20 protein-coding genes and 1 pseudogene are annotated in these 25,489 nt (G+C 59.7%); 13 read left to right on the top strand and 8 right to left on the bottom strand.

The features are described 5' to 3' along the window. Positions 1-7: 7 nt before the first annotated feature. Genes ACOZK4_RS07495 through ACOZK4_RS07485 form a run of 3 tightly spaced genes read right to left on the bottom strand, consistent with a single transcriptional unit; the run spans position 8 to position 3,203 of the window. Complete coding sequence (locus tag ACOZK4_RS07495; protein ID WP_421591381.1) at positions 8-850, bottom strand: TIGR01459 family HAD-type hydrolase; 843 nt, start codon at positions 848-850, stop codon at positions 8-10. Next, positions 847-2,124 carry an FGGY-family carbohydrate kinase gene (locus ACOZK4_RS07490; protein WP_421591337.1) on the bottom strand — a complete coding sequence of 426 codons (1,278 nt, stop codon included), beginning with the start codon at positions 2,122-2,124 and terminating at the stop codon, positions 847-849. The genes ACOZK4_RS07495 and ACOZK4_RS07490 overlap by 4 nt, the downstream gene beginning before the upstream one ends. Continuing rightward, positions 2,121-3,203, bottom strand: a complete 1,083-nt coding sequence (locus tag ACOZK4_RS07485) for a class II aldolase/adducin family protein (RefSeq protein ID WP_421591336.1) — start codon at positions 3,201-3,203, stop codon at positions 2,121-2,123. The genes ACOZK4_RS07490 and ACOZK4_RS07485 overlap by 4 nt, the downstream gene beginning before the upstream one ends. Positions 3,204-3,399: 196 nt before the next feature. Here ACOZK4_RS07485 and ACOZK4_RS07480 point away from each other — a divergent pair, with 196 nt between their 5' ends. From ACOZK4_RS07480 to ACOZK4_RS07455, 6 genes are all read left to right on the top strand, one after another. Beyond that, on the top strand, positions 3,400-4,179 hold the full coding sequence (locus ACOZK4_RS07480) for a DeoR/GlpR family DNA-binding transcription regulator (RefSeq protein ID WP_313526036.1): 780 nt from the start codon (positions 3,400-3,402) through the stop codon (positions 4,177-4,179). Beyond that, positions 4,176-5,579, top strand: coding sequence for an FGGY-family carbohydrate kinase (locus ACOZK4_RS07475; RefSeq protein WP_421591334.1), 1,404 nt, complete (start codon positions 4,176-4,178; stop codon positions 5,577-5,579). The genes ACOZK4_RS07480 and ACOZK4_RS07475 overlap by 4 nt, the downstream gene beginning before the upstream one ends. Beyond that, the gene (locus ACOZK4_RS07470; protein ID WP_421591333.1) at positions 5,576-7,117 is read left to right on the top strand and encodes a sugar ABC transporter ATP-binding protein; all 1,542 of its coding nucleotides are present in this window, start codon (positions 5,576-5,578) and stop codon (positions 7,115-7,117) included. The genes ACOZK4_RS07475 and ACOZK4_RS07470 overlap by 4 nt, the downstream gene beginning before the upstream one ends. A gap of 36 nt (positions 7,118-7,153) precedes the next feature. Then, positions 7,154-8,137: an ABC transporter permease subunit gene (locus tag ACOZK4_RS07465; protein WP_421591332.1), complete on the top strand. Its 984-nt coding sequence runs from the start codon at positions 7,154-7,156 to the stop codon at positions 8,135-8,137. Positions 8,138-8,205: 68 nt separating this feature from the next. Further along, positions 8,206-9,144, top strand: a complete 939-nt coding sequence (locus tag ACOZK4_RS07460) for an ABC transporter substrate-binding protein (protein WP_313526024.1) — start codon at positions 8,206-8,208, stop codon at positions 9,142-9,144. A gap of 88 nt (positions 9,145-9,232) precedes the next feature. Beyond that, positions 9,233-10,129, top strand: a complete 897-nt coding sequence (locus ACOZK4_RS07455) for a sugar phosphate isomerase/epimerase family protein (protein ID WP_421591330.1) — start codon at positions 9,233-9,235, stop codon at positions 10,127-10,129. A gap of 189 nt (positions 10,130-10,318) precedes the next feature. Here ACOZK4_RS07455 and ACOZK4_RS07450 read toward each other — a convergent pair whose 3' ends face one another. Then, complete coding sequence (locus ACOZK4_RS07450; protein WP_313526018.1) at positions 10,319-11,224, bottom strand: LysR family transcriptional regulator; 906 nt, start codon at positions 11,222-11,224, stop codon at positions 10,319-10,321. Positions 11,225-11,452: 228 nt separating this feature from the next. On the opposite strand from ACOZK4_RS07450, the gene ACOZK4_RS07445 reads away from it, so the two are divergent. The 5 genes from ACOZK4_RS07445 to ACOZK4_RS07425 all read left to right on the top strand — a co-directional run bounded on the left by ACOZK4_RS07445 (position 11,453) and on the right by ACOZK4_RS07425 (position 16,031). Then, complete coding sequence (locus ACOZK4_RS07445; RefSeq protein WP_421591328.1) at positions 11,453-12,238, top strand: transporter substrate-binding domain-containing protein; 786 nt, start codon at positions 11,453-11,455, stop codon at positions 12,236-12,238. 78 nt (positions 12,239-12,316) lie between these two features. Next, the gene (locus ACOZK4_RS07440; RefSeq protein WP_421591327.1) at positions 12,317-13,042 is read left to right on the top strand and encodes an ABC transporter permease; all 726 of its coding nucleotides are present in this window, start codon (positions 12,317-12,319) and stop codon (positions 13,040-13,042) included. Next, a complete protein-coding gene (locus tag ACOZK4_RS07435) occupies positions 13,035-13,712 on the top strand; it encodes an ABC transporter permease (protein ID WP_421591325.1) in 678 nt (225 codons plus the stop codon). Before ACOZK4_RS07440 ends, ACOZK4_RS07435 begins: the two co-directional genes overlap by 8 nt. 10 nt (positions 13,713-13,722) lie before the next feature. Further along, positions 13,723-14,463 carry an amino acid ABC transporter ATP-binding protein gene (locus ACOZK4_RS07430; protein ID WP_421591324.1) on the top strand — a complete coding sequence of 247 codons (741 nt, stop codon included), beginning with the start codon at positions 13,723-13,725 and terminating at the stop codon, positions 14,461-14,463. Positions 14,464-14,540: 77 nt separating this feature from the next. Further along, the gene (locus ACOZK4_RS07425; RefSeq protein ID WP_421591322.1) at positions 14,541-16,031 is read left to right on the top strand and encodes a M81 family metallopeptidase; all 1,491 of its coding nucleotides are present in this window, start codon (positions 14,541-14,543) and stop codon (positions 16,029-16,031) included. A gap of 94 nt (positions 16,032-16,125) precedes the next feature. Here ACOZK4_RS07425 and ACOZK4_RS07420 read toward each other — a convergent pair whose 3' ends face one another. Then, positions 16,126-18,588, bottom strand: a complete 2,463-nt coding sequence (locus tag ACOZK4_RS07420) for a PAS domain-containing protein (RefSeq protein ID WP_421591320.1) — start codon at positions 18,586-18,588, stop codon at positions 16,126-16,128. Positions 18,589-18,741: 153 nt separating this feature from the next. Further along, the gene (locus ACOZK4_RS07415; protein WP_313525998.1) at positions 18,742-19,146 is read right to left on the bottom strand and encodes a response regulator; all 405 of its coding nucleotides are present in this window, start codon (positions 19,144-19,146) and stop codon (positions 18,742-18,744) included. 298 nt (positions 19,147-19,444) lie between these two features. On the opposite strand from ACOZK4_RS07415, the pseudogene ACOZK4_RS07410 reads away from it, so the two are divergent. Next, a pseudogene (locus tag ACOZK4_RS07410) lies at positions 19,445-20,615 on the top strand (IS3 family transposase); the annotation flags it as partial. A gap of 58 nt (positions 20,616-20,673) precedes the next feature. Here ACOZK4_RS07410 and ACOZK4_RS07405 read toward each other — a convergent pair. Beyond that, complete coding sequence (locus ACOZK4_RS07405) at positions 20,674-21,099, bottom strand: response regulator (RefSeq protein WP_313525995.1); 426 nt, start codon at positions 21,097-21,099, stop codon at positions 20,674-20,676. Between the two features lie 20 nt (positions 21,100-21,119). After that, entirely contained in the window at positions 21,120-22,232 is a 1,113-nt protein-coding gene (locus tag ACOZK4_RS07400) for a histidine kinase dimerization/phosphoacceptor domain -containing protein (protein WP_313525991.1), read from the bottom strand. Between the two features lie 124 nt (positions 22,233-22,356). Between ACOZK4_RS07400 and ACOZK4_RS07395 the strand changes: the two genes are divergently transcribed. Continuing rightward, the gene (locus tag ACOZK4_RS07395) at positions 22,357-25,455 is read left to right on the top strand and encodes a PAS domain-containing protein (RefSeq protein WP_421591318.1); all 3,099 of its coding nucleotides are present in this window, start codon (positions 22,357-22,359) and stop codon (positions 25,453-25,455) included. The last annotated feature ends 34 nt before the right edge of the window (positions 25,456-25,489 follow it).

Here is a 25,489-nt window from a genome sequence, read left to right as displayed (position 1 = left end):
TGCTCATTCACGGTGTTAGGCGTTCCATTAAGAAATCGGGCAGCGCGCCATGCGCTTCGGAGATCAGAGCGAGTTCGCTTTCGGAACTGGTTGCAAGCACGCCCGTGCGAACAAGGCACGACGTAAGGCCCGCGCCGACTGCGCCCGCGATATCGTGTTCGATGCTGTCTCCAATGCAGACAATGCGATCCGCAGCGATGTTGGAGATCAGGGACTGGGCGTGTTGGTATATTGCGGGGTAGGGTTTGCCGAACCAGCGGACGGGGCCGCCGAGTGTCTCATAGGCAAGCGCGATGCTGCCGGCTCCAGGCGCCGTCCCGCCGCCCATTACGAGTTTGTGCCGATCAGGATTCGTACAGTAGCAGAGGACCCCGCGTTCCGCGGCGGGCCTTAGTCGATCACGATAGGTCGAAAACGGAACCCTCTCCGCTTCACTTCCTGAGATGATGACGATATCGGCGCGCGTTGCATCCTCTGTACTTTCAAAGCCGAGCCGTTCGGCAAGATTGCGATCACCCCCGCTTGAAATCGTCAGACATCGCATAGCGCCGGCGTTTCCGCCGGTCTCATTGGCAAGGATGCTGTAGGCGACGTCGCCGGAGGTCAGAAAATGGTCGAAACCTGCCCGGTCGAACCCGAGTTTGACCAAGCGCTCGGCGTTGTATTCGCCACTGCGGCCGGAGTTTGAAAGGATGATGACGGTTTTTCCGAGCGCCTTCAGATGGCGTAGTGCTGCATTGGCGCCGGTATATGCGCCTTCGTCGTCCCGTAGTACGCCGAACTGATCGATGAAGAAAGCGTCATAGCGCGCCGCCAGGGCGGCAAAAGTGATGTGCTGTACGGTCCTCAAAGCCACCGATCCTTTCCGGCAAGAACAAGCGAAGCGGTGCCGACGGAGGCTTCGGCCGAGCGCGCCGAAAGAAAGGGAACCGCAAGCGTATTTTCCCGCATTCGCGTCCAGCCTGGATTGGCTGCGCCCCCGCCGACCGTTCGGACGGACAACAGTTTTGGGCCGCCCAGCTCAGCAAGCCTGTCATAACCCGATTTTTCGATGGTGGTTATTCCCTCGAGAATTGCCTGGAAGAAGATGACATCATCGGCCGGGCGTGGGCTCAGCCGGGGCGGGTAGGTGGGATCGTTGACAGGAAAACGCTCGCCTGCTGTCACCAACGGGTAGTAGTCGAGGCAGCTCGAAACGTCCGGCTGCAGTTTCGGTGTCATGGATTTCAGTTGGTCGTCGTCGAAGAATTTCCGGATGACCGCGCCGCCCGCGTTCGATGCGCCGCCGGCAAGCCAGAAATCGAGGATGCGATGCGAGTAAATTCCAAAGTTGGCAGCATTTATGGGTTGCGCGCATGCGAGCTTCACAACCAGTGTGGAGCCGAGTGCGGTGACGCCGTCGCCGACTGTCGAAGCGCCCGTTGCGAGGAACGAAGCGCAACCGTCTGTGGTCCCTGCGAAATAGCGGCATCCCGGTGGCAGGCCGAGCGCAAGCCCACTCGCTGTGATCGTCGACAGGGGTGAACCGGCTCGTTTGACCGCAGGCAGCAGGGCGATGTCCATTCCACAGGAATCCAGCCAGTCGGGCCAACACTCGGCAGCAAGATCGTAACCGGTCTTGAGTGCGTTGTTCTCGTCACTCGTCGCGCTGGCGAGGCCAAGAGCCATCAGGATCCAGTCGGCCTGGTGCACGATTGCGTGCACGCCAGATCGACGGGAAAGGTGGATCGCGCGCGCGAGCGCGGAGGTCGCCCCTCGCGCCGGACTGTCCGGGGGCGCCTCGGTGTCAATGCGCTCGACAATGGTGCGGTCGGGGCAGGGATCGTTGTACATCATTGCCTCGCCCACCAGCATCCCGCGGGCATCGATCGCGACGACCGTCCCGGACGTGCCGTCAACGGCGACGCCTTCGAGTGACGCGAAGGTGTTGCGCGAGGCAAGCTCGGCAAGGCAAGACTTGGTGCCGCTCCACCAGGTCGAAGGCAATCGCCCGGCTGCGGCGTTCGGGAATGGGTAAGCAGCGATATCAATCAGGTTGCCGTCGTCGGACAGCAAGGCGGCGCGCACTCCGGAGGTGCCAAGGTCGATGCCAAGTGCGACGGCGGGCTTTCTATCGGTACTCATGCCTGTTTGCTTGCCTTGCGGTCGAGCGCCTGACGATATTGTTCAGCCTCCCAGTGGGTCAGTTCATGCTCCTGATCGGGGCTGAGATAGGCCACCGATGCGCCATCTGGAATGCGGGAGACAACTTCTGCCAGGCAGCGCGCCATCACGCGCCCGCCCGTAGTCAGTTCGTTGGCCAGCAGTACCCCGCGGCCGGGTGCAAGCAGTATCTTCGGGACTGGAAGATTGCGTGAGCGGCGTGCTTCCTTGTAGGCATTTACCGTCTCTCCGTCGGCGAGCACTCCGATCTCGGTACCAAGGAAGATGACGTGATCTGGATAGAGTGAACCGCGCGTCGCGAAGGCCACGTTGACCTGGCTGAGTGCGGTCTTGTGGCTGCCGGCATCCTCGGCCACGTGGAAGTCCGAACCGTTCGCGAGAGCTTGCAGCGCAACCTGGTCGACCTGCGCGCCCGCACGCTCCTTGACGGATAGCGCGGCGGTAACGCGGGCGATGCGCTCACGCACCTCCTCCACTGTCTTGCCGGTTACGATAATGCCGTGGTTGTAAAGGATCAGCACGTCCGGTCGGTTATCGGCAACGCGGTCGATTTCGTAAGCAAGTGGCGTGCCCGGACGACGGTATGGAATGGTCGCCCAGGTCAAGTCGGGAAGTTTCGCCATGTGTTCCGCAATAACGGCTTCCCGGTTTTCGAGCACCGAGAGCGCAATCGCGTTGACACAGTGATAGTGGGCAACGACCGCCTGTGGCAGGGCGGCGTGAAAACTGGTCTCGATCGAGGGGCGCAGACCGGAGGCATTCAGTGCCTGAACGATAAAGTCGGTTGCCTTTTCGGCACTTGGGTCGCCGGCCCGGAGCGCCGCGACCAGCGGCGCCACGGTTACGGGCACCATGATGTCGCGCTCACCGGCATGGGCAAGCCAGGTGCCGGACGCCTTTACCCACATCATGTCATCGCGCTTGAATGAGGTGTTGCCGCCAGCACCTTGCGTCTTCAAAACGTCACTGCCGATTTCCCTCGAAAGACCGAGAAACGCGTCGAAGGCCGGAATGTCTTCCGCCCGAATGCCCGAAGCCATGCTGGCCTCCTCCTCTAGAAAAACCTGTCAGCCATCGTCGGCAATTCGCACCATGATGAGCAAACTTTTCTGTAGATCGTATTGATATGATCGAATGTCGTCAACAGTGAAGAAAATACGTCACATATCTTGATCGCATCGTATTAGTGTGATTATCTTCGTTCATCGGCGAGGGAGACGCCGGAGAGGAGCACCCGTGAACGACACCGAGCGCCACAAGGCTATCATCGACCTTTTGCGGGAAACGCCCTTTGCTTCGGTGCGCGATCTTCAGGAGCGTCTCGGCGCATCTCCCGCCACGATCCGTCGTGACATCGACAAGCTTCATGAATTGGGCCGGGCCCGGAAGGTCTATGGCGGGATTTCCGCCAGCGAGGCGGGCGACAGTGGTCGCCTTTCAGCAAGGCCTTACGACGAGAACCGCGACATCGCGGTCGAGGCAAAGCGGGCAATCGCCGCCGCCGCTGCGGATCTCGTGCGCGACGGTGATTCCATCATCGTGCATGCCGGCTCGACATGCTATCAACTGGGCACTCTCCTGGCGCGGCGCAATCTTCGTGTCTGGACCAATTCGATGCCGCTTGCCGCTCATCTTGGCGAGCATGGCACTTGCCAGCTGTCGGTCGCCGGCGGTGAGCTCTACCGTGAGCCGGGCATAATTCACGACCCTTCGGTGGGATCCCCTGGCTTCTTCGCCTCGCGGTTCTTTGTCGGCACGCAGGGCATCAGTAGCAAGGGGCTGCTCGAGTCCCATCCGTTGCTCGTCAAGGTCATCGGCGAGCTCGCGGCCTGCGCGGATGAGATCGTTCTGCTGGCCGACAGCCGGAAGTTTTCGATCCAGCCGCGCAACATTGCCCTGCCTTTGTCGCGCATCGGAACGATCATCACGGATGACGGCTTGACCGATGCCGCCGCCAAGATGATGGAAGATGCCGGCGTCAGCATCGTGATCGCAACCACCGGGGGGGCAAATTGAGCCAGTTCCCCATCGCCGTCTTTGATCTCGGTAAGACGAATTCCAAGCTGTTCATCGTTTCGGCGGAGGGCCGGGTGATCGATGAGGCGCGAACCCGGCCCGTCTGGCGCGAGCACGCGGATCTGCGCGTTCTGGATGATGTCGCTTTCTTTCGCTGGATGGAGGATGAGCTGGCGCGGGCAGTTGCGACGCACGGTGTCGATCGCATGATCTTCTCGGGGCACGGTTGCACATTTGCGCTTGTTGCGGGCGATGCGCTCGTTCACGCAATTCTGGACTATGAGCAGGAGCCGCCCGCCGAGATCGCCAGCCATATCGACGCGATGGCGCCCGAATTCAACGAAACCTATTCGCCGCCGCTGCCGCTGGGTTTCAACTATGGGCGGCATCTGCTGTGGCTGAACGAGCGGGACCCGGGGCTCATCGCCAAGGCTGATGCCATCCTCGCCTATCCGCAGTTCTGGACCTGGAAGTTCTCCGACAGGCTTGTCTCGGAGGTTTCCTATCTCGGCTGCCATTCCAATCTTTGGGCGCCGCTGCAGGACGATTTCAGCAGCCTCGTCCATCGCATGGGCTGGCGCGGCCAGATGCCGGAATTCGCGCGTGCTGGCAGCGTTATTGGCGCGCATACGGTGACGCTCGACGACGGGCGCAGCACGAAGGTCGCGGTGCATAACGGCGTGCATGACAGCAATGCCGCGCTTTACTTCTACCGCTCGCTCGGCTTCTTGGATTTTACGCTTATATCGACCGGCACATGGGTCGTCATCTTCAATACGGCAAGTCCGCTTGAAAAGCTCGACGCCGCGCGCGACATGTTGGCCAACGTCACCGTCGACCATCAGCCGGTCGCGACCATCCGCTTCATGGGCGGTCGGGAATATGATGTGGCAAGCGGGGGCTGGGCACAGCCGGTTTCTCCGGAGGCGGTGGCGACGGTGATCGCCAAGCGTGCTTTTGCCTTGCCATCCTTCGCGCTTGGCGGCCCGATGCCTGGCCATGAGGGACGTTTCGTTGGCCCGGCGGTCGAAGGCGAGGAACAGGCGGCGGTCGCCATGCTCTATGTCGCGCTGATGACGGATCTGTCTCTCGACCTCATCGGCTCGACCAATGCGATCGTCATCGACGGCGGCCTTGTGAAAACGGGACTTTATGCCCCCGTTCTCGCGACGCTTCGCGCGCATCAAACCGTGCACACAAGCGCCAATCCAGAGGGTAGCGCCTTTGGTGCCGCCGCACTTGTCTTCGACGCGATTGGTCGAAATCCCTTCGTCAACGATTGCGTGGTCGCCGAACCTGCACGCATTCCCGGTCTCGACGAATACCGGCGGGAATGGCGGCACCAGGTCGATGCCATGGCATCGGGTGAATGGGCCTCGCGAAAGGAGAAGCGTGCATGACGGCAGCGGCGAACGGGCAGCGCGCGCTCCTAGAGATGCGCGATATCAGCAAGACCTTCGGTGCGTCGAAAGCCTTGTCGCAGGTGAGCCTTGCGGTCCATTCCGGCGAAGTGCACGCTTTGATGGGCGAGAACGGCGCGGGCAAGTCGACGCTGATGAAGATCCTGTCGGGCGCTTACACGGCCGATCCGGGCGGCTCGGTGCTGATCGACGGCGAGACGGTGGCGCTCGGCGACCCGTTGAAGGCCAAGGCCTATGGCATTGCGGTCATCTATCAGGAACTTTCGCTCGCGCCGAACCTGACGGTGGCGCAGAACATGTTTCTCGGAAACGAGCCGTCACGTTTCGGCGTTGCCGATCGCGCGGAAATGCGCCGCCGGGCAGAACCTATTCTCAAGCAGCTAGGCATCGGTTTCGACGCCTCCCGCCGCGTCGCGGAGCTGTCGCTCGGCGAACGGCAGATGGTGGAGATCGCGCGCGCGCTGACCACCAATGCCCGCATCATCGTCATGGACGAGCCGACGACGTCGCTGACAAGCCGCGAGACCGACAGGCTGTTCGACGTCATTGCCCGTCTCAAAGCCGATGGCATCGCCATCATCTATATCAGCCACCGCATGGAGGAGATCTATCAGCTCTCCGACCGGGTGAGTGTGCTGCGTGACGGCGCCTATGTCGGCACCCTCGACCGTGCGGATCTTTCCGCCAGCAAGCTCGTCTCGATGATGGTCGGCCGGGATCTCTCATCCTTCTACAAGAAGGAGCATCGGCAAGGCGCCGGCGAACGCTCGGCGGTGCTTTCGGTCGAAAAGGTCGGCGACGGCAGCAAGGTGCATGATTGCTCGTTCGAGGTGCGCGCCGGCGAAGTACTCGGCATTGCGGGCCTCGTCGGCTCGGGGCGCACGGAACTGGCGCGCCTCGTCTACGGCGCCGACAACCGGACGTCCGGCGAAGTGATGCTGAATGGCAAGCCGCTTGCGATCAGCTCGCCACGTGACGCGCTGGATGCGGGTATCGCCTACCTCACGGAGGATCGCAAGGCGCTCGGCCTGTTCCTAGACATGTCGATCAGCGACAACATCAATATCGGTGTGATTGCCGATGATGCGAAGGCAGCCGGGGTGCGCAACTTTGCGCGAGCGCAAGAACGGGCATCACATTCGGTGAAGTCGCTCTCGATCCGCACAGCCAGTACGCAAATCAATGTCGGTGCTCTGTCCGGGGGAAACCAGCAGAAGGTGCTGCTTGCGCGTCTGCTCGAGACAAGGCCCAAGGCCATCATCCTCGACGAACCGACACGCGGCGTCGATGTGGGCGCCAAGTCGGAAATCTACCGGATCATCGACGACCTCGCACAGAACGGCATCGCGATCGTCGTCATCTCCAGCGATCTGCCGGAAATCCTCGGTATTGCCGATCGTGTGCTGGTCATGCGTGAGGGGCGGATCGCCGGTGAAGTGACAGGTTCGGCAGAAGTGCCGATCGAGCAGGAGGCGATCATGGCGCTTGCGACCGGCTCAGCCGGCCATGCAGCCTGATTGCGAAGACAGAAACGAAGAAGACGGGACGAAACCATGAGTGCGAGCGAAACCGAACAGGGCCGGATGGAAAAGCTGAAACTGCGCTCGACGCTGACGGCGCTCGGCATGCTGCCGGTGCTTGTACTGTTGGCCATCGGCTTCCATGTGCTCAGCGGCCGGTTCCTTTCGGTCAACAACCTGTCGATCGTCATGCAGCAGGCATCGATCAACACGGTGCTGGCCGCCGGCATGACCTTCGTCATCCTGACGGGCGGTATCGACCTCTCCGTCGGCTCGATCCTTGCCGCCTCCGCCATGATCGCGGTCATCGTCTCGCTGGTGCCGGATCTCGGCATGCTCGGTATTCCCGCGGCGATCGTGGCCGGGTTGGCCTGCGGTTTCCTCAACGGCGCGATCATCGCCTGGCTGCAGCTGCCGCCCTTCATCGTGACGCTCGGCTCGCTCACCGCCATCCGCGGCGTGGCGCGCCTGCTCGGCGGCGACACGACCGTCTTCAACCCGGACCTGCCGTTCGACTTCATCGGCAACGGCTCGCTGTTCGGTGTGCCGTGGCTCGCCGTCATCGCGATTGCCACGATCATCTTGTCCTGGTTCATCCTGAAGCGCACCGTGCTGGGCACCTGGATCTATGCCGTTGGCGGCAATTCCGAGGCCGCGCGGCTGACCGGCATCAAGGTGCCGCTGGTGCTGCTCTTCGTCTACTCGATGTCCGGCCTGCTTTCCGGTGTTGGCGGCGCCATGTCGGCAGCCCGCCTCTATGCGGCCAACGGCCTGCAGCTCGGTCAGGCGTACGAACTCGATGCGATCGCCGCCGTTATCCTCGGTGGCACCAGCTTTGTCGGCGGTGTCGGTTCCATCTGGGGCACTCTTATCGGCGCGCTGATCATCGCGGTTCTCTCCAACGGCCTCATTCTGGTCGGGGTTTCGGACATCTGGCAGTACATCATCAAGGGCCTCGTCATCATCGTCGCCGTCGGCCTCGATCGCTACAGGCTCAAAGGGCTTAGCCGGACGTGAGGTCCGGCTGAACGAACCGGTCGCAACCGGAGACAACGGCGCGACAAGCGCCACCAAAGGAGGAAAACATGCGTCTTATGTCAAAGTTGCTCGTCGGCACCGCCATGGCTGCCGCGCTCGCCATGCCCGCAGCCGCCAAAGACCTGAACAAGATCGGCATTTCGGTCGGTCTGCTCGGCAATCCGTTCTTCGTCGCCACGATCAAGGGCATCGAGGACCGCGCCAAGGAGATCAATCCGAATGTCGAAGTCATCTCCGTCTCGGCCGACTATGACCTCAACAAGCAGGTCTCGCAGATCGACAGCTTTATTGCCGCCGGCGTCGATATCATCATGCTGAATGCCGTCGATGCGAAGGCAATCGCACCCGCCGTGAAGAAGGCGCAGGCCGCCGGCGTCGTCGTTGCCGCATTCGACGTCTCCGCGCCGGGCGCCGACGTCACCGTCATGACCAACAACGTCAAGGCCGGCGAAGAGGCCTGCAACTACATCGCTGAAAAGCTTGGCAACAAGGGCGATGTCATCATCATCAACGGCCCGGCTTCCTCGTCGATCCTCGAACGCGTTCAGGGTTGCAAGGATGCGCTCGGCAAGCATGCCGACATCAAGATTCTGTCCGACGACCAGAATGGCCAGGGTTCGCGCGATGGTGGCCTTGCCGTCATGCAGGGCCTGCTGACCCGGTTCGACAAGATCGATGCCGTCTTCGCGATCAACGACCCGACAGCGATCGGCGCCGAGCTTGCCGCTAAGCAGCTAAACCGCAGCGAATTCTTCTTCACCGCGGTCGATGGCGCGCCGGATATCGAAACGTCGCTCGCCAGCGGCAATTCGATGATCAAGGCGTCGGCATCGCAGGACCCCTATGTCATGGCCGGCCAGGCATTGAAGCTCGGCGTCGAGGTTCTGAACGGCACCAAGCCGGCTGAGCCGGTCGTGCTGCTCGATCCGCAGCTCATCACGGCAGAAAACGTCAAGGATTACAAGGGCTGGACCGCAGCCCGCTAACTCTTCCTCCCAGATGGACGGGCACGCAGGCGAAAGCGGCGTGCCCGTCCGACCTTCTTCCAATCGATTTCAGAAAGTAGCCGGGATCATGTCGAAAATCGGTGTCCATTCCTTTGTCTGGAGCGCAGGCTCTTCACGCGAGGAGCTTGAAAAGGCGCTCGAGAACACGCACCGGTTGGGCTACAAGCTCATTGAGTTTTCTTATCTTGATCCGCAACAGGTCGATGTGAAGTGGCTTGCCGGCCGCATCCGGGAACTCGGCCTCGACGTGGCGATTAGCATGGGGCTTCCGCCGGAAGGTGACATTTCTAGCGATGATCTCTCGGTCGTCTCAAACGGCGTCGACATCCTAGACCGTGCGGTCGCACTGGTGCGCGATCTCGGCGGCACGAAATTGGCGGGTATTCTCAGTTCCGCTCATGGCAAGCTGGAGCGTAGTCTCACCCGGAAGAACTGGGACACGAGCGTCTCAACCTTGTCGAAGGTTGCCGACCGGGCAAAGACTGCAGGCGTTACGCTCAACCTCGAAATCGTCAATCGCTTCGAGAGCAATATGCTGAATACTGCAGCTCAAGGTCTTGCGTATATCAACGACACTGGCGCTTCGAACGTGTTTCTGCATCTCGACACGTTCCATATGAACATCGAGGAGGCCGATGTTGGCCTAGCCATCCGCCATGCCGCTGACAAGATCGGCTATATCCATATCGGCGAGAGCCATCGTGGCTATCTCGGCACTGGTACAATCGACTTTGCGACGATCTTCGATGCGCTGGTCGCCATCGGCTGGGACGATTACGTCACCTTTGAATCTTTCTCTACGACCATTGTAGACAAGGACCTTTCGCTGAAAACGGCCATCTGGCGCAATCTTTGGGATGACAACGTCGCGCTTGCCCGGCACGCGCATCGTTTCATCGAACTCGGCATGGATACAGCTCGCCTTAAGAGCAAGCTTGTTAGCACGCCTCATCTTCCCGCCTAGCCGCGCCTCGGTGGTGTTCGAGCTTACGGCTGAGAACCATGTTCTCAAGACGGCAATGGCTTCGGCGTACCACCTGCGCGGTGATGGATGCCAAGTCCGGAGGCATGCAGAGCATCGGAAGCGAGAGTGCTCACACGGCAATATGTGAAGTCGAAGGATGCGACACAAAACTGTTTTGCATCATTTCCACTAGCGAATGGCTTGTACCTCCTCGATCAGCCAATCCCGGAATCGTGCGAGAGCGGGATTGCCGTTCATGCTCTCTTTGGTGCAGATGAATTTGTAAGATTCTTCCGGCTGAAACATATCCTCGGAGAGGATGCAGAGCGTACCCCGCGCGACGTCCGCCTCCACGAAGGCGCGATGCGAGAAGCCGATGCCGTGGCCGGACCGGGCGGCAGCGAGCAGTGTGTGCTGGTCGTCGAAGAAGAGGTTAGCGATCGTGCGCGTTTCCTGCAGGTTGTTGTGAGCGAACCAATTTTTCCAGTCGCTCGCATCACGATAGTGAAGGCGCGCGACGTTTTGGCTAAATAGAATGTCGGTGTCGGGTTCGACGCTCGCCAGCAGGGCTGGGCTGCACACTGGCACAAGGCGCTCGCGCAGCACCTCAATCGCATGTTGGCCCGCCGGCGGGTTGAGGCAGTACTTTATCTGCGCGTCCTCGCGCTCTTGGCCGCCGCTTCGTTCTTCCAGGTTAATGAGATGGAGCTGAATGCCGGGGTTCTGGGCAAGAAAAGCTGCCATACGGGGCACGAGCACCTCCATTGCGAAGAACGGGCCGGTCCGGATGCGCAGTATCCTCGTATCGTTCTCCTGACCAATAAGCGACAGGGCGTTGGCGATTTCCTCAAAGGCACGCGCGCAGACATCGAGCAGGAGGCTGCCTTCCGAGGTGAGGCTGACGCCGCGCGCATTGCGCTCCAGTAAGCGCCGGCCCAGCCGCTCTTCGAGGTGCTTGATCTGGTGGCTCACGGCGCCCTGGCTGACGGCAAGTTCGTTCGCCGCCGCCGTGAAGCTTCGGTGGTGACCCACAGCCTCGAAGGCGCGGAGGGCGCGCAGGTTAGCGAGCTGCTTTCGGCGTTGGCGTTCGGTCATTGGACATGAGAAAAACTAATGATCAAGAATATATCTTTTGCATTGTTGCGCCGCTATCTCAACAGTAATTCTATGGGGGCAGAATGAAAATGGACTGGATGCCCCATTTCTGCGCGCCTCTGAAATTTCAATGTTTTATTTCCGACTTCGGTGCCTGGCGTGCCGGGTGGAGCGCGTGTGGCAGGCAATCCGGCAGCAAAGAAGAACGAGGGAACGATGATGAAAAAAATGAAGCTTTATGCATGCGCAGCGATGGCGCTCGTGCTGACCGGCGCGCTTTCGGCGAAGGCAGAGACAATCCGCATGGGAGCAGAGGGCGCTTACCCGCCCTTCAACTATGTCGCCGAGGATGGCCAGCTAAAGGGCTTCGACATCGATCTCGGCAACGCGATCTGCGCCGAGCTGAAGGCTGAGTGCGAATGGAGCGTCAACGAGTGGAGTGGCATCATTCCAGCACTCCAGGCCAGCAAGTTCGACATCATCGCCTCCTCCATGGCCATCACCGACGCGCGCATGGAAAAGGTCAGCTTCTCCGACCCCTACTACTTCAACACCATGCGTTTTGTAGCGCTAAAGGAGCTTGGTCTTGCCGACGTCAAGCCGGCCGCGGCGAAGGACCTCGTAATCGGTACGCAATCCGGCTCGATTGCCGTCGACATGCTCAAGCAGTTTTTCCCCGACAACGAGGTGAAGCTTTATCCGACGCTCGGTGAGGCCTTCCTTGATATGAAGAGCAGCCGCCTGGACCTTCTGGTTGAATCCAAGATCGCCAGTGCCGACTGGCTGGCGCAGGACGAGGATTGCTGTGTTTTCGTGGGCGAAGAGTTCCTGCAGGACGGCACGCTGGGAGCTGGCCTTGCTTTCCGCAAAGATGACGATGCCCTGCGCGAACGTGTGAACGCCGCCCTCGCCGAACTCGTGAGCAATGGCACCTACGACACGATCCGCAAGAAGTATTTCGACTTCGACATCCGTCAGAAGCCGAAGAATGCGAGCGAGCTCTTCGGCAAGTAACCCGATCCAGACAGGCGTAAACTATGGCAAGGCCCGGCTGCGGGCTTTGTCTGCCGTCAGCACGTGCCGAGACAGGTCATGGACATATTATCCCTTCTAGTCATCGGGCCTGGCGGCTGGGGTGACGAGATTTTGTGGGGTCTCTGCGTCACCCTCGCCCTCGCCCTTGCAACCTTTCCGGTGGCCATCGTGCTGTCCTTCGCGATCCATTGTGCGCGCTCCTCGTCGCTGGCGCCGGTGCGGATCGTCGGGCAGGCCTATGCGACCGTTTTCAAAAGCCTGCCGGAAATTCTGACGCTCCTTATTCTCTACTATCAGGCGCAGGCCGTGCTGAGCTGGCTGGTGCGACGTTTCCTTCCGCAGGCCGACCTTTCCATCAGTCCCTTCTTTGCCGGACTCGTGGCGCTGAGCCTTGTGATCAGCGCCTATGGCAGCGAGGTCGTGCGTGCGGCGATGAACGCCGTCGGCAACGGACAATTCGAGGCTGCGGCTGCACTCGGTCTCTCGCGAGCAAGATCCTTCCACAAGGTGATCCTGCCGCAGCTCTGGCGCCATGCGCTGCCCGGCTTCGGCAATCTCTGGGTCATCCTTCTCAAGGATACCTCCCTCGTTTCCGTCATCGCGCTGAGCGATCTCACCCATGTCGCGGTCATCGCGATCAATACGACGCGCGAGCCGTTCCTGTTCTATCTGGCCATCGGCACAATCTATGTCGGGCTGGTGACGCTGTCCTCTCTGGTGCAGAAGGTACTCGAAGGGCGGGCTTCGCGTGGGTTCACTGCCGCAGGGGGCCAGCATGCTTGACCTTTGGCTGGACAACTGGACGCTCTGGCGCGATGGACTCTTCACCACGATCGGCCTCACGGCATCCGCCATCGTTCTCGGCTTCTTCCTGGCGGTGCCGATCGGCGTGGCGCGCTCGCGCGCAACGGGCCTCCTGGGGTTTCTGGCACTCGGCTACGTCAATGTCCTGCGCGGATTGCCCATGCTGGTGCTGCTCTTCCTGATCTACTACGGTGCCGGACAATTCAGCGGCGAACTGCGGCAGGCGGGGCTCTGGTGGTTCTTCCGCGACGCCTATTATTGCGGCCTGCTCGCGCTTATCCTGAACACTGCCGCCTATCAGGCGGAGATCATCCGCGGCAGCCTCGATACGATCTCCCGCTCCATTCTGGAAACCAATGCCGCGCTCAACCTTACCCGCTGGGTGGCCTTCCGGCGTGTGCTCTTGCCGATCGCCCTTTCCAAGGCCCTCCCGGCACTCGGCAATGAAGTGATCCTGCTGCTGAAATCCACATCGCTTCTGGCTGTCATCACGGTGTTCGATCTGATGGGCCAGGCGCGCTTCATCTTTTCGAAGACCTTCGATCTCAGCGTCTACTACGTTGCAGCTGCCCATTATCTCGTCGTCGTGCTCTTCATTGAATGGGGTGTGCGGCGGATCGAGACCCGCACCCCCTGGGTCGCTCGGTAGGAGAGAAGTCATGGAAGAGCTGCCCGCCGTCCGCTTCGAAAAGCTCAACAAGTTCTATGGTGCATTCCATGCGCTGAAGGATATCGAGCTTGCGATTTCCCCTGGAGAACGCATCGTCCTGTGTGGGCAGTCCGGCTCGGGCAAATCGACGCTCATCCGTTGCGTCAACCGGCTCGAAGCCCACCAGTCAGGTGCGCTGACGGTGGACGGCATCGTGCTCGACGACCGGCCGGCGACCGTACGGGCCGTGCGAAACCGCGTCGGCATGTGCTTTCAGCATTTCAACCTCATCCCGCATCTCTCCGTGCTCGGCAACTGCACCCTCTCGCCCATCCATACCCATGGGGTCGCACGGGCGGAGGCCGAGGCGTTTGCCATGGAACTGCTTGCCAGCGTGCGCATGGACGGGCACGCCGGCAAGTTCCCCTACCAGCTTTCAGGTGGTCAGCAGCAGCGGGTTGCCATAGCCCGCAGCCTCTGCCTCAAGCCCCAGGTCATGCTGTTCGATGAGCCGACCTCAGCGCTTGATCCCGAGTCGATTACCGAAGTGCTCGAGGTCATGGCCAAGCTCGCCGCGAATGGAATGACGATGCTGTGCGTGACCCACGAAATGGGATTTGCGCGCCGCATCGCCGACCGTATTGTTTTCATGGAAGGGGGCGAGATCGTCGAGGCCGTTGCTCCCGACACTTTCTTCAGTCCAAAGGCCGCGCTCCGTTCTCGTCGTTTCCTCAGCCGCATCGCGCATTGAGGTTCGCCATGGAGCGCCCGACACCAAACTCATTCGTTTCGTCATTGTCTGCCGCGTAACGGCAGGGAAGGGTTTTCATGTCCTATCGTGTCGCTATCATCGAGTTTATCAACGAATCTAATACCTTCACTTTGAACCGGACCGGTATCGAAGATTTTCACGCGTCGCATTATTTCAAGGGTGAGGAAATCCCGCACAATTTCGAGGGCACGGGTTCGGAGGTCGGCGGAGCAATCGAGATTGCGCGGGAAAAAGGCTGGACGCCGGTCTACATCGTCGCGGCACATGCTGAGCCGAATGGTATCATCCGCGAGGAGGCGCGCGCCGAGATAACGCAGGAATGCCTGTACCGACTGCGCGAAAGCGGCCCTTTCGACGGGATATTCGTCGCGCTGCATGGCGCCATGGTCACCGAGACGGACGAGGATGGCGACTGTCAGTTCCTTCGGGAGGTTCGTTCCGTCGTGGGTGACGACATCCCGGTGGCCATTACACTCGATCTCCACGCCAATGTGTTCGACGACCTTGCGGCGCTCGTGCAGATTTCCATCTCGTTTCGAACCTATCCGCATGTCGATATGCGGGAAGTCGGCGTCAGGGCTTGCGTTCTGCTGCACGACGCGATGGCTGGCGAGATTGTACCGAAACTCGCCATCGCCCGCCCGCCCATGCTGCTCGGCTGCGACGACGGGCGCACCACCGACAACGGTCCGATGTGCCGCCTTCTTGAAAGGGCTGATGCCGAAGCTGCGGCACCAGGCATCCTCAATGTCTCGGTCAATGCCGGCTTTACGGATGCCGATGTCTGGGCCGCCGGGCCAAGCGTCGTCGTTACATATGATAGTGCGGTTGCGCAGACGGAGGTGGCAGAGCGTGTTGGCGAGCGCCTTTGCGCCGCCATCTGGTCCTACCGTCACGAATGGGCGCAGCCGGTGCCGCTTGTCGAATGTATCGCGGCGCTGAAGGATGCCGACCCTGCGGATGGCATTGTTGTGGTGGCGGACTTTTCCGACAATCCGGGCTCGGGCGCCTACAGCGATTGCACCGCACTGATCGCGGCCATGCTGCAAGCGAAACTATCCAATGCCGCCGCCGGAGCATTGCTCGATCCAGAGGCTGTCGCGGAGATCGCCGCAACCGGTGTCGGGGATGACATAACCGTGACGATCGGTGGGCGAAAGGACCCTACAGTCGGGGGAGGCCCGCTGACGGTATCAGGCAGGGTGATGGCCATCAGCGATGGCCGTTTCGTATTCGAGGGACCTATGTTTACCGGGCTGCCGGGTACCTGTGGCCGGAGCGTTTGCCTGCGTGTCGACGGCATCGATATAATGATCGTTTCGGAGCGCATGCAGATGCTGGACAAGAACATCTTCCGCGCGGTGGGCATCGAGCCAACGGAAAAAGCGATCCTTGCGGTGAAGTCAATGCAGCATTTCAAGGGCGCCTTTGGCCCGATCGCGGCCCGCATGATCGTCATGGATGCCGGCGGACTCAGCTCACCGGATCTTGCTCGGCGAAGCTATGTTCACGTTCGACGGCCTGTCTATCCGCTGGATCTAAAATGAACACCGTCAAGGTAATGCGGCCGCGCGCGTTGACAAAGTGACCTCGCGTTACAGACGGAGCGAGCTGTCGTTTCCTGACTTCAAAGTGGTACACCTAACCGTCCATAACACGCCGAACCTTTTCAGCTAGTTGCTCCAGACTGAAAGGCTTTTGAAGCAACTGGGTGCCCGCATCCAAGATGCCGTTATGAACGACGGCGTTGCGGGTATAGCCGGTGGTGTAGAGCACCTTCAACTCACCTAACTTTTTCGTTGCGAGCGTTGCGAGTTCGCGGCCCGTCATCTCCGGCATGACGATATCAGTAAAGAGGAGCGCGGGCTTGAGACCCGTTCCCAAGAGGGCAAGCGCTGCCGCGCCGCTTTCGGCCTCCATCACTGTGTAACCAAGTTCACGCAGCGCCTCCACCGAGAAGTTGCGCACCCGTTCGTCATCCTCCACCACCAACACGAGTTCACCGTGTGCGCCGCGAGCAGGCTCAGCATTCTGCGGCGAAACCTCTCTGGTTTCCGTCTCACCGTAATGACGGGGTAGGTATAGTTTCACGGTGGTACCGTGGCCCGGTTCGGAGTAGATCTTCACGTGTCCGCCGGACTGGCGCACGAAGCCAAAAACTTGGCTCAGGCCGAGGCCGGACCCCTTGCCGACTTCCTTTGTCGTGAAGAAGGGATCGAAGGCTTTCGCGAGGGTGTCGCCGCTCATCCCTGTTCCGGTATCGGTGACCGCAATCATCACATACTGGCCGGGCGACATCGAATGTTCCTGGGCATAGTCCTCGGATACGAAGGTGTTTGCCGTTTCGACGGTGAGCCGGCCGCCGTTCGGCATCGCATCGCGGCCGTTCACGGCAAGATTCAGGATCGCATTCTCAAGCTGGCTGACATCCGCACTTATGCGCCATAGTCCAGCGGCGAGCACGGTTTCAACCTGGACTTGCTCCCCGAGAGCCCTCGTCAGCAGGTCGCTCATGCCCGCAACCATGCGGTTCGGTTCGATTATCTCAGGCTGCAGTGGCTGGCGGCGGGAAAAGGCGAGCAGACGTTGGGTGAGAGCTGCTGCACGGTTTGCACCGTCCTTGGCGGCTTCGATATAACGCCCAAGATCGGTTTCCCCGCGCGCGAGGCGCCTTTCGAGCAGATTCATGGCGCCCAGAATGACGGCGAGCATATTATTGAAATCGTGGGCGACACCGCCGGTGAGCTGCCCGACCGCCTCCATCTTTTGTGCCTGCCGTAACTGCGCTTCCGCCTCCAACAGCCGGACTGTACGTTCTTGCACCGCCTTTTCAAGCTCCTCACGAGATCGGGCGAGAACCTCCCGTGCGTCGACGATGTCCTGAATGTCCGTGCAAGATCCGAACCAGCGGGTGATTGCACCATGTTCGTTGCACACAGGTTGCGCGCGGCCCAGCACCCAGCGATATTTTCCGCTTCGATGACGGAGCCGATACTCGATGTGATAAGGCTCTCCTGTCTCCAGGCTATGCCGCCAGACCGACCAAGCACGGTCCTGATCCTCGGGGTGGAACATTCCGGCCCAGCCCTCGCCATCGGTCGAGCCTGGCGGAACGCCGGTGAAATCGTACCAGCGCTGATTATAGTAGTCGTGGAATCCGTCTGGTGTGGTCGACCAGATCATCTGGTCGATGGAGTTGGTGATGGCCCGGAATCGCTCCTCACTGTCGCGCAGTGCCGCCTCGGCAGTTTTGCGGTTGGTTATGTCGAAGCTGATGCCGGGGAAACGCAGAGGCGTTCCGTCGGGTGCGAGCGTTGGTCGGCCTTCGGCGATGACCCATTTATGGGTGCCGTCCGGCTGATAGAGGCGGTATTCCTGGGAGAAGATACCGCCGTCTTTCAATGCCGCAGCGATTGCCTTTTCCACGCAGGGGAGATCGTCGGGATGAATAGCCGTGAAGAAGTCGGTGATAGGCGCGCCAGAGGCGGCCTTCTCGCGGGGCACGCCGTAAAGCTTCGCGAAGCGCGCATCGGCGATCACCCGGTCATTGGGAACATCCCAGTCCCAGGTGCCTACCGTATCCGATGCACGCAGAGCGTACTCCAGCCGCTCCTCACTGGCGCGCAACGCGCGTTCGGCCGATAGGCGCGCCGTCGTTTCGTTGCCTTGGTTGAATATGCCGAGGACCTTGCCGTTCGGCCCGAAGATCGGCGCGAAGCTATAATCCCAATGGGTCTGCTGTATGCGGCCGCCGCGCTTCATGGGCAGCATCTGATCGGCGACCGAAAATCCCTGGCCGGTCTGCAGTACCGCGAGGAGTTGGGGCTCGATCACATGCCAGATATCGGCCCAGACCTCGCGAGCCGGACGCCCCAGCGCCCATGGATGTTTTTCCCCGGCAATTGGCGCCCAGGCGTCATTATAGAGGAGGCGGAGGTCGTCGCCCCAGTAAAGGGCTGTCGGAATCGCAGTGGTGAGGCATAGGCTCAATGCCATCCTCAGTTCCTGCGGCCAGTCGGCTTCGCCACCAAAGGACGTTTTCTCCCAGTCGATCGCCCGGATACGTTGGTCCATTTCGCTGATTGCGTTGGGAGTAAAAGTCATTTTGCCGTTTCTCAAGATGTCTCGGGCTTATATGGTGACGTCCGCGGAATTGGAAAGCGTGGTAAATCTGTGAAATTTTTGAAAAAATGGAAAGGAACATAAGAGGGACAGTGTGCGCCCACGCGGTCCAAGGCTGCCGAGCGCGCCTCGATGCTAGGAACGCATACGGCTGGCAGGCAGGGAGGCGTCTTTCGCCGCTATTTGATTGTCGAGTTCGGCGATCACATTGACGAGGCTATAGGGCTTCGCGAAAATCCGGACCGCTGCCGGCAACGCCGCTTTTTCCAGATCGCCCCTGCCTGAAACGACGATCCTGGCAGCTTCAGGCCGGCAATTGCTGAACAGTTCCAGCAGATCGAGGCCGCTCAGCCCACCGGGCAGATCGACGTCCGTCACCAGACCGTCGATTTCGGCGTGCCTTGCCATGTGTCCGATGGCTTCCAAGACATTGGACGCTGCCAATACCCTATAACCCTCGCCCTCCAAAGCTTCGATCAGGATAAGGCGAATGAGCGGTTCGTCCTCGACGACGAGAATGGTGGACTGCGACACGGCCATCGGTATCTCCAATTCGCTGGTTTACACACAACGTGCACCCCTGGAATTTCGCCCGTCCCCAAGAGCAGTCTTTGCGAACAATCTTAATAAAATGCAAACAGCGTTTTTTCTATTGGGGCTTACATCCTTGAAATTAGAAATATCTAGGTTCGCACGGCTATTTGCGCCAGCGGAAGAGCTGCCTGACTTGGATGCCGGCCGCGCAGGCAACCTTCAAGATCGCTCCATCAGGCTGGCCTGCCCCCTGCAAAGTGATCCTTCATGACGTATGGCTTATAAGCCTCAGAAGGACATTGAAATGGCAGCGAAAAGACACAAGGCAGATGAGATCGTCACGAAGCTTCGTCAGGTTGACGTGCTGAATGCACAGGGAAAGTCGATGGCGGAAGCGATCCGGTCGATAGGCGTGACGGAAGTTACATATTACCGGTGGCGGTCTGAATACGGCGGCCTGAAGGGCGACCAGGTGAAGCGGCTGAAGGAACTGGAGGCCGAGAATGCCCGGCTTCGGCGTGCAGTTTGCGATCTCACGCTTGACAAGACGATCCTTGCCAAGGCCGCCAAAGGGAAACTTCTGAGCCCCGCCCGCCGCGCTTGCGTTGATGATGCCATCGAGGAACTTGGGCGTGTCCGAACGCCGGGCATGCCGGGTTGTCGGCCAGCATCGTTCGACGCAGCTGCAAGATCGCAAAGACCCCGGATGACGAAGCAGCGTTGACCGCCGACATCACGGCGCTCGCTCTCCAGTATGGCCGCTATGGCTATCGGCGCATCACTGCGATGCTGCATCGGGCTGGCTGGATGGTGAACGTCAAGCGGGTCGAGCGTATCTGTTGGCGGGAGGGGCTGGAGGTGCCTCACAAGCAACCCAAGCGTGGACGGTTATGGTTGAACAACAGCTCGTGTATCCGGCTTCGACCGGAATACCCCAACCATGTCTGGTTCTACGACTTCGTCGAGGATCGCACGCACAAAATCCGCTCAACGTTATCGACGAATTGACGTGGGAATGCATCGCCATCAGGGTCGAGAGAAAGCTGAAGTCAATGTCATCGACGTGCTTTCCGACCTCTTCATCCTGCGCGCCGAAAGACACCCTTATTCGTTCGGACAATGGCCCGGACTTCATCGCCAAGGCGCGACGGGAGTGGATCGCGACAGTGGGTGCCAAGACAGCCTACATCATGCCGGGCAGTCCATGGGAGAACGGTTATTGCAAGAGTTTCCACTCGAAACTCCGCGATGAGTTGCTACGGAGAAATCTTCTACACGCTCAAGGGTGAGACGGAAATCAATCGATCCAGTGAAACGATTGCCTATCGAACAAGATCATCATCGAAAACTGGAGACAGCATTACAACACCGTGTGGCCCCACTAATCGCTGGGCTACAAGCCACCGGCACCCGAAGCAGCCGTCTTGCCTTGCCAGAACGGACCGGCGTCAACAACGGCAGTGGCCAGCAGGCCGAGCTGCAATAAAATTCCAAACGGATCACCATACGGGGCAGATCAATTTGGCGTTGATGTCACCACGTCGCAGCCAAGTGGGGTGATGCGACGAAGCTCCCTGGCAACGCTGTGACCGGCGGCGGTGTACACACGCTTTCCTGCAGGTAGACCAGAGCGTTCATAAACCCATGGCGAGAAAACGGCTTGGGTATTACGCCGTGAGCACCGGCGAAGTCCTCCGGAATTTTCTTGGGATTAGCCGTCACGAATATGATGATGGTGTGTTCCCAGCGCTGCCGGATATATGCGCACACCTCAAGGCCATTGGTGTTGCGAGCAAGCTGCATATCGACGAAAGCGATGTTGGGCGCGCTCCGGATATTCAAAGCCTCAACGTCATAGAGCGATGCGGCCGCCCCGACGACAGTATGTCCTGCATCCTCCACCATCATTTCAACGTCCATGACAAGGAGAGGCTCATCTTCTACGATGAGAATGCTCAAAGGTGGTTTCGGCCTGTCCATTATGAATTCCGATCATTCAATGTGAGCGTAACGCGTGTTCCCTGCGGTAGGTTTGACCAGGCGACTGTAGAATTTGTCTGAGCGGCAAGTCGGTTGATGAGCGTCTGGCCGAGGCCGACAGGTGGTTGGCTCTGCATGCCTTTCCCGTCGTCGTCCACCACAACCGTCGCGGTGTCTCCATTCGATACTCCGGTAATCGCGATTGTGCCGGCTCTGCCATCAGCCAAGCCGTGCTTGATGGCATTCGTGAGAATTTCGTTCAAAACCAGTCCAAGGGAGGACGCCTTGTCGGCGGCGACCAATATGGGTTCCACATTCGATGTGAGCAAAATATTGCCGCGCCCACTCGAGCCGATCACATCTTCGGCGAGCTTGGCCGCGAATTCTCCGATATCGAACTTTGTTACATCGTCTGACTGATAAAGCGTGCGATGAACCGTCGCGAGAGCATCGATGCGTTCCATCATATTCTCGAGCTTCGACGCGATCACGGGGTCACCGATTGCCCGTGACTGGAGCCGCAAAAGCGATCCAATCATGGTGAGATTGTTTTTGACGCGGTGATCGACCTCATGCAGCAGCAGTGTCTTTGCCTCAAGTGCGGCCTCGAGCTCCGCAGTGCGCAGTTTCACCTGCTCTTCGACAATCGATTTCTGCTCGCTGACAATTTCGTTGGCTTTTACGTGCTTGCTCACGTCGAGTTGTGAGGCAAAGAAAAACTGGATTGTGCCGTCATCATTTCGTACCGGGCTGAGGTAGAGGGCGTTCCAAAACGTCGAGCCATCTTTGCGATAGTTCAACAAGTCTATGGAGAGGCTGACACCATTGGAGATAGCGTCCCGGATTTTTGAAACCGCGGCTTTATCCGTCTCAGGTCCCTGGAGAAAGCGACAGTTTCTTCCAAGCACCTCGTCTTGACCGTAACCGGTCAGCAACTGGAACGCCTCGTTGCAGAAGACGATTGGATTGTCGGGCTGGGAGGGGTCGGTGATCACCATTGGCATGCGTGTCGCACGTACAGCCGCGGCAAACGGATCGCCCCTTCCATGCGAGTAATGAAGCCTATCCGTCAGGTGCCAATCATCTCGCTGCTCCAAGGTTGCTCCAATCATTGATGCGTTGCGATTTTGCGTTGCGGAAAACGGCTTGGACAGCGAATTTGTTCCGCAGCGATAGTCACCCTAAACACCTCGTGACATCTGTTGACACAGTCATGGTGAGCTGCCACTGACGGCCATGATCAGTCGCCAGTCACGCAATGTATCGCTTACCCCCGAACTCGAGGGTTTCATCAACGATAGCCTGGCATCAGGCGACTACGCCAATGCCAGCGAGGTCGTCCGTGCGGCCCTTCGCTCGCTCCGTGACGGCGGATATGCGACCTCGGCCGCACGCTTGTCTGGCTGGCCGATAGGAGGCGGTGAGTGCGGCGCTCTCATACGCGAAATGGACTGGCACAAGAGCGGTCTGGGCTCTGTGGATACCTGGTCCTATGAGTTGCGCGCGACGGTCGGCAATATCGTTAACTCCCCGGTTGCCAAAGTGCTGATGTGGGGTCCCAAGCATGTGATGCTTTACAACGATGCATACCGGGAAATCGCAGGCGATCGTCATCCCATGGCGATGGGGTCTCCGGTCGCGATAGCGTTTCCTGATGTCTGGGATTGGAACCGTCCAATTCTCGAAACGGGACTGAAAGGCGAGACCACCTTTCACCGAGATCAGCCTATCGTCTTCGAGCGGCCAGACGGTCCTCAAACGATGTTCCTCGATCTCTTCTATACGCCGGTCTATGATGCGGGCGGCGACGTTGGCGGCGTCATGTGCACGATCGTCGATAACAGTGCCCGCATCTCGCTTGAGACAAAGCTTGCCGCCAGAGAAGCAGAAATGCGGCGGGTCACCGACGCCGTTCCCATGCTGGTTTCCTATGTCGATCGCGATCACATCTATCGCTTTGCAAATGCTGCGTATCGCGATTGGTTTGCGGTTGACCCTGCGACCATGATCGGCCGGCATGTGAAGGAGATGATTGGAGACGCCGCCTATCAGGATCGGCGTGCCTCGATCGATCGGGGATTGTCGGGGGAAGCCTTTACCTCCGAGACGAACATGCCGCGCGGCGACGGATCGGTCCGGCGCCTGGAGGTTCGCTATGTCCCCCATATCGAGCCTGACGGTTCAATTCCCGGCGTCCACATTCTCGGCATCGATGTGCAGGAGAGAGCGCTCCGCGAGGCCGCGCTGGAAATCAGCAACGCACGCTTTCGTACCGCGATGGATGCTGTTCACGGCATACTCTGGACCAATAGCGCAGACGGTCGGATGGTTGGTGAGCAACCAGGCTGGGCGGCGCTGACGGGACAGTCGCCTGATGAGTATCAAGGATACGGCTGGGCGACCGCCGTTCATCCGGACGATTCCGCCGCAAGCGTCGCTGCCTGGAATTCGGCTGTCTCCAGTAAGAGCATGTTCGTTCATGAACACCGGGTTCGTCGCCACGACGGTGCCTGGCGTCAGTTTGCCATCAGGGCCCTGCCGATTGTCGGTCCGGCCGGTGAGATTGCTGAGTGGGTCGGAGTTCACAGCGACATCACCCACCAGCGCGCGGCCGAGGCCGCTTTGCGAGAGCAGGCAGAAGCGCTCGCGCGCCAGGTCACACACCGCCTGCGCGCCGAAGAGCAGTTGCGCCAACTCAACGAAACGCTTGAAGCGCGCGTCATCTCCGAGATCAACGAACGCCGCCAGGCCGAGGCCAAGCTGGCTCAGTCTCAGAAATTGGAGACGATCGGAAAACTGACCGGCGGCGTGGCACACGACTTCAACAACCTCTTGCAAGTCGTGTCGGGAAACCTCGCCCTTCTTGCCAGGGATATAGCCGGCAACGAGCGCGCCGAACGGCGTGTCTCGAATGCACTGGCGGGCGTAAGCCGTGGCGCGAAACTGGCAAGCCAGCTTCTCGCCTTCGGCCGACGTCAGGCGCTCGAACCGAAGGTCGTCAATGTCAGCCGGTTCGTGCACGGCATGGACGATATGCTTCGGCGCGCTATCGGTGAAGCGGTCGAAGTCGAGACGATCGTGGCAGGAGGTCTGTGGAACACCTTCATCGATCCGGCGCAAATCGAGAATGCCCTTCTCAATCTGGCGATCAATGCGCGAGATGCGATGGATGGCCGGGGAAAGCTGACGATCGAGCTTTCCAATGCCCACCTCGACGACGCCTATGCGCTCACGCATGACGAGGTAACGCCGGGCCAGTACGTGCTGCTCGCCGTGACGGACACCGGATCTGGAATTGCCCCTGAAATCATCGAAAAAGTGTTTGAGCCATTCTTCTCCACGAAGGCTGAAGGCAAGGGCTCAGGCCTCGGTCTGTCGATGGTTTATGGCTTCGTAAAGCAATCCGGCGGCCATGTGAAAATCTACTCCGAACTCGGCCACGGAACGACAATCAAGCTCTATCTGCCCCGCGCTATGCAAACCGAGGACATCGAGGTTGCAGTCGACCATGGACCCATCGCTGGCGGGACGGAAACGGTTCTCGTCGTTGAGGACGACGAAGACGTCCGCGAAACCGTGGTCGCTTTGCTGGCCGACCTCGGCTATCGCGTTCTTAAGGCGGTCGATGCGGCAAGCGCGCTCAGTGTCCTCGACAGCGGTATTTCCATCGACATCCTGTTCACCGACGTCGTTATGCCCGGCGACTTGAAAAGTCCCGAACTCGCACGAAAGGCGCGCGAGAGGCTACCCGAAATCGCGGTTTTGTTCACATCCGGCTACACGGAAAATTCTATCGTGCATGGTGGCAAGCTCGATGCGGGGGTGGAGCTCCTATCTAAGCCCTACACGCGCGACGCGCTGGCCCGAAAGTTTCGACATGTGCTCAACAATCAGCGGCAACGCAATCAAGCCCGCCAACCGGATCCCCTGCCCCATAAACAAACGCGACCGGAGCTGGAGGAGCCAAAATTACAGCTCACCATTCTCCTCGTGGAGGATGACCCGCTTATCCGAATGAGCACCGCTGATATTCTTCAAGATGCCGGCAATATCGTTGTAGAGGCCGGCAGTGCAGAAGAAGCGATGGCTGCTCTCGAAACAGTACCCTTTGATGTGATGGTAACGGACGTCAATCTACCAGGCGCCTCGGGACAGGTGCTAGCCGAGCGCGCGCGTCTCCTGAGGCCTTCGGCGGCAATCGTATTTGCAACCGGCGACACATCACTTGTCAAAGATGAGTTGGGAGCAACCATTCTCAGCAAACCCTATGATACGCCTCAGTTGCTGGCGGCCGTGGCCACTGAGGTACCAAAACGGCTGGAGACCGAACGATAGTCGCTTTGCTCCCGTGGCGATCTGTGCGTGAAGA

Origin of the sequence: Shinella sp. M27 (genome assembly GCF_049199905.1) — a bacterium.
GTDB lineage: Bacteria > Pseudomonadota > Alphaproteobacteria > Rhizobiales > Rhizobiaceae > Shinella.
Note: the sequence above shows the minus strand (reverse complement) of the source record. Positions and strands in the feature narration are given on the sequence as shown.

Bases quoted from the DNA above. Each gene is read 5' to 3' on its own strand.
- ACOZK4_RS07465 (WP_421591332.1), top strand. From the start codon at position 7,154: ATGAGTGCGAGCGAAACCGAACAGGGCCGGATGGAAAAGCTGAAACTG.
- ACOZK4_RS07415 (WP_313525998.1), bottom strand. From the start codon at position 19,146: ATGGCCGTGTCGCAGTCCACCATTCTCGTCGTCGAGGACGAACCGCTC.
- ACOZK4_RS07440 (WP_421591327.1), top strand. From the start codon at position 12,317: ATGGACATATTATCCCTTCTAGTCATCGGGCCTGGCGGCTGGGGTGAC.
- ACOZK4_RS07455 (WP_421591330.1), top strand. From the start codon at position 9,233: ATGTCGAAAATCGGTGTCCATTCCTTTGTCTGGAGCGCAGGCTCTTCA.
- ACOZK4_RS07420 (WP_421591320.1), bottom strand. From the start codon at position 18,588: ATGACTTTTACTCCCAACGCAATCAGCGAAATGGACCAACGTATCCGG.
- ACOZK4_RS07435 (WP_421591325.1), top strand. From the start codon at position 13,035: ATGCTTGACCTTTGGCTGGACAACTGGACGCTCTGGCGCGATGGACTC.
- ACOZK4_RS07395 (WP_421591318.1), top strand. From the start codon at position 22,357: ATGATCAGTCGCCAGTCACGCAATGTATCGCTTACCCCCGAACTCGAG.
- ACOZK4_RS07460 (WP_313526024.1), top strand. From the start codon at position 8,206: ATGCGTCTTATGTCAAAGTTGCTCGTCGGCACCGCCATGGCTGCCGCG.
- ACOZK4_RS07400 (WP_313525991.1), bottom strand. From the start codon at position 22,232: ATGATTGGAGCAACCTTGGAGCAGCGAGATGATTGGCACCTGACGGAT.
- ACOZK4_RS07485 (WP_421591336.1), bottom strand. From the start codon at position 3,203: ATGGCTTCGGGCATTCGGGCGGAAGACATTCCGGCCTTCGACGCGTTT.
- ACOZK4_RS07425 (WP_421591322.1), top strand. From the start codon at position 14,541: ATGTCCTATCGTGTCGCTATCATCGAGTTTATCAACGAATCTAATACC.
- ACOZK4_RS07450 (WP_313526018.1), bottom strand. From the start codon at position 11,224: ATGACCGAACGCCAACGCCGAAAGCAGCTCGCTAACCTGCGCGCCCTC.
- ACOZK4_RS07430 (WP_421591324.1), top strand. From the start codon at position 13,723: ATGGAAGAGCTGCCCGCCGTCCGCTTCGAAAAGCTCAACAAGTTCTAT.
- ACOZK4_RS07445 (WP_421591328.1), top strand. From the start codon at position 11,453: ATGAAGCTTTATGCATGCGCAGCGATGGCGCTCGTGCTGACCGGCGCG.
- ACOZK4_RS07490 (WP_421591337.1), bottom strand. From the start codon at position 2,124: ATGAGTACCGATAGAAAGCCCGCCGTCGCACTTGGCATCGACCTTGGC.
- ACOZK4_RS07470 (WP_421591333.1), top strand. From the start codon at position 5,576: ATGACGGCAGCGGCGAACGGGCAGCGCGCGCTCCTAGAGATGCGCGAT.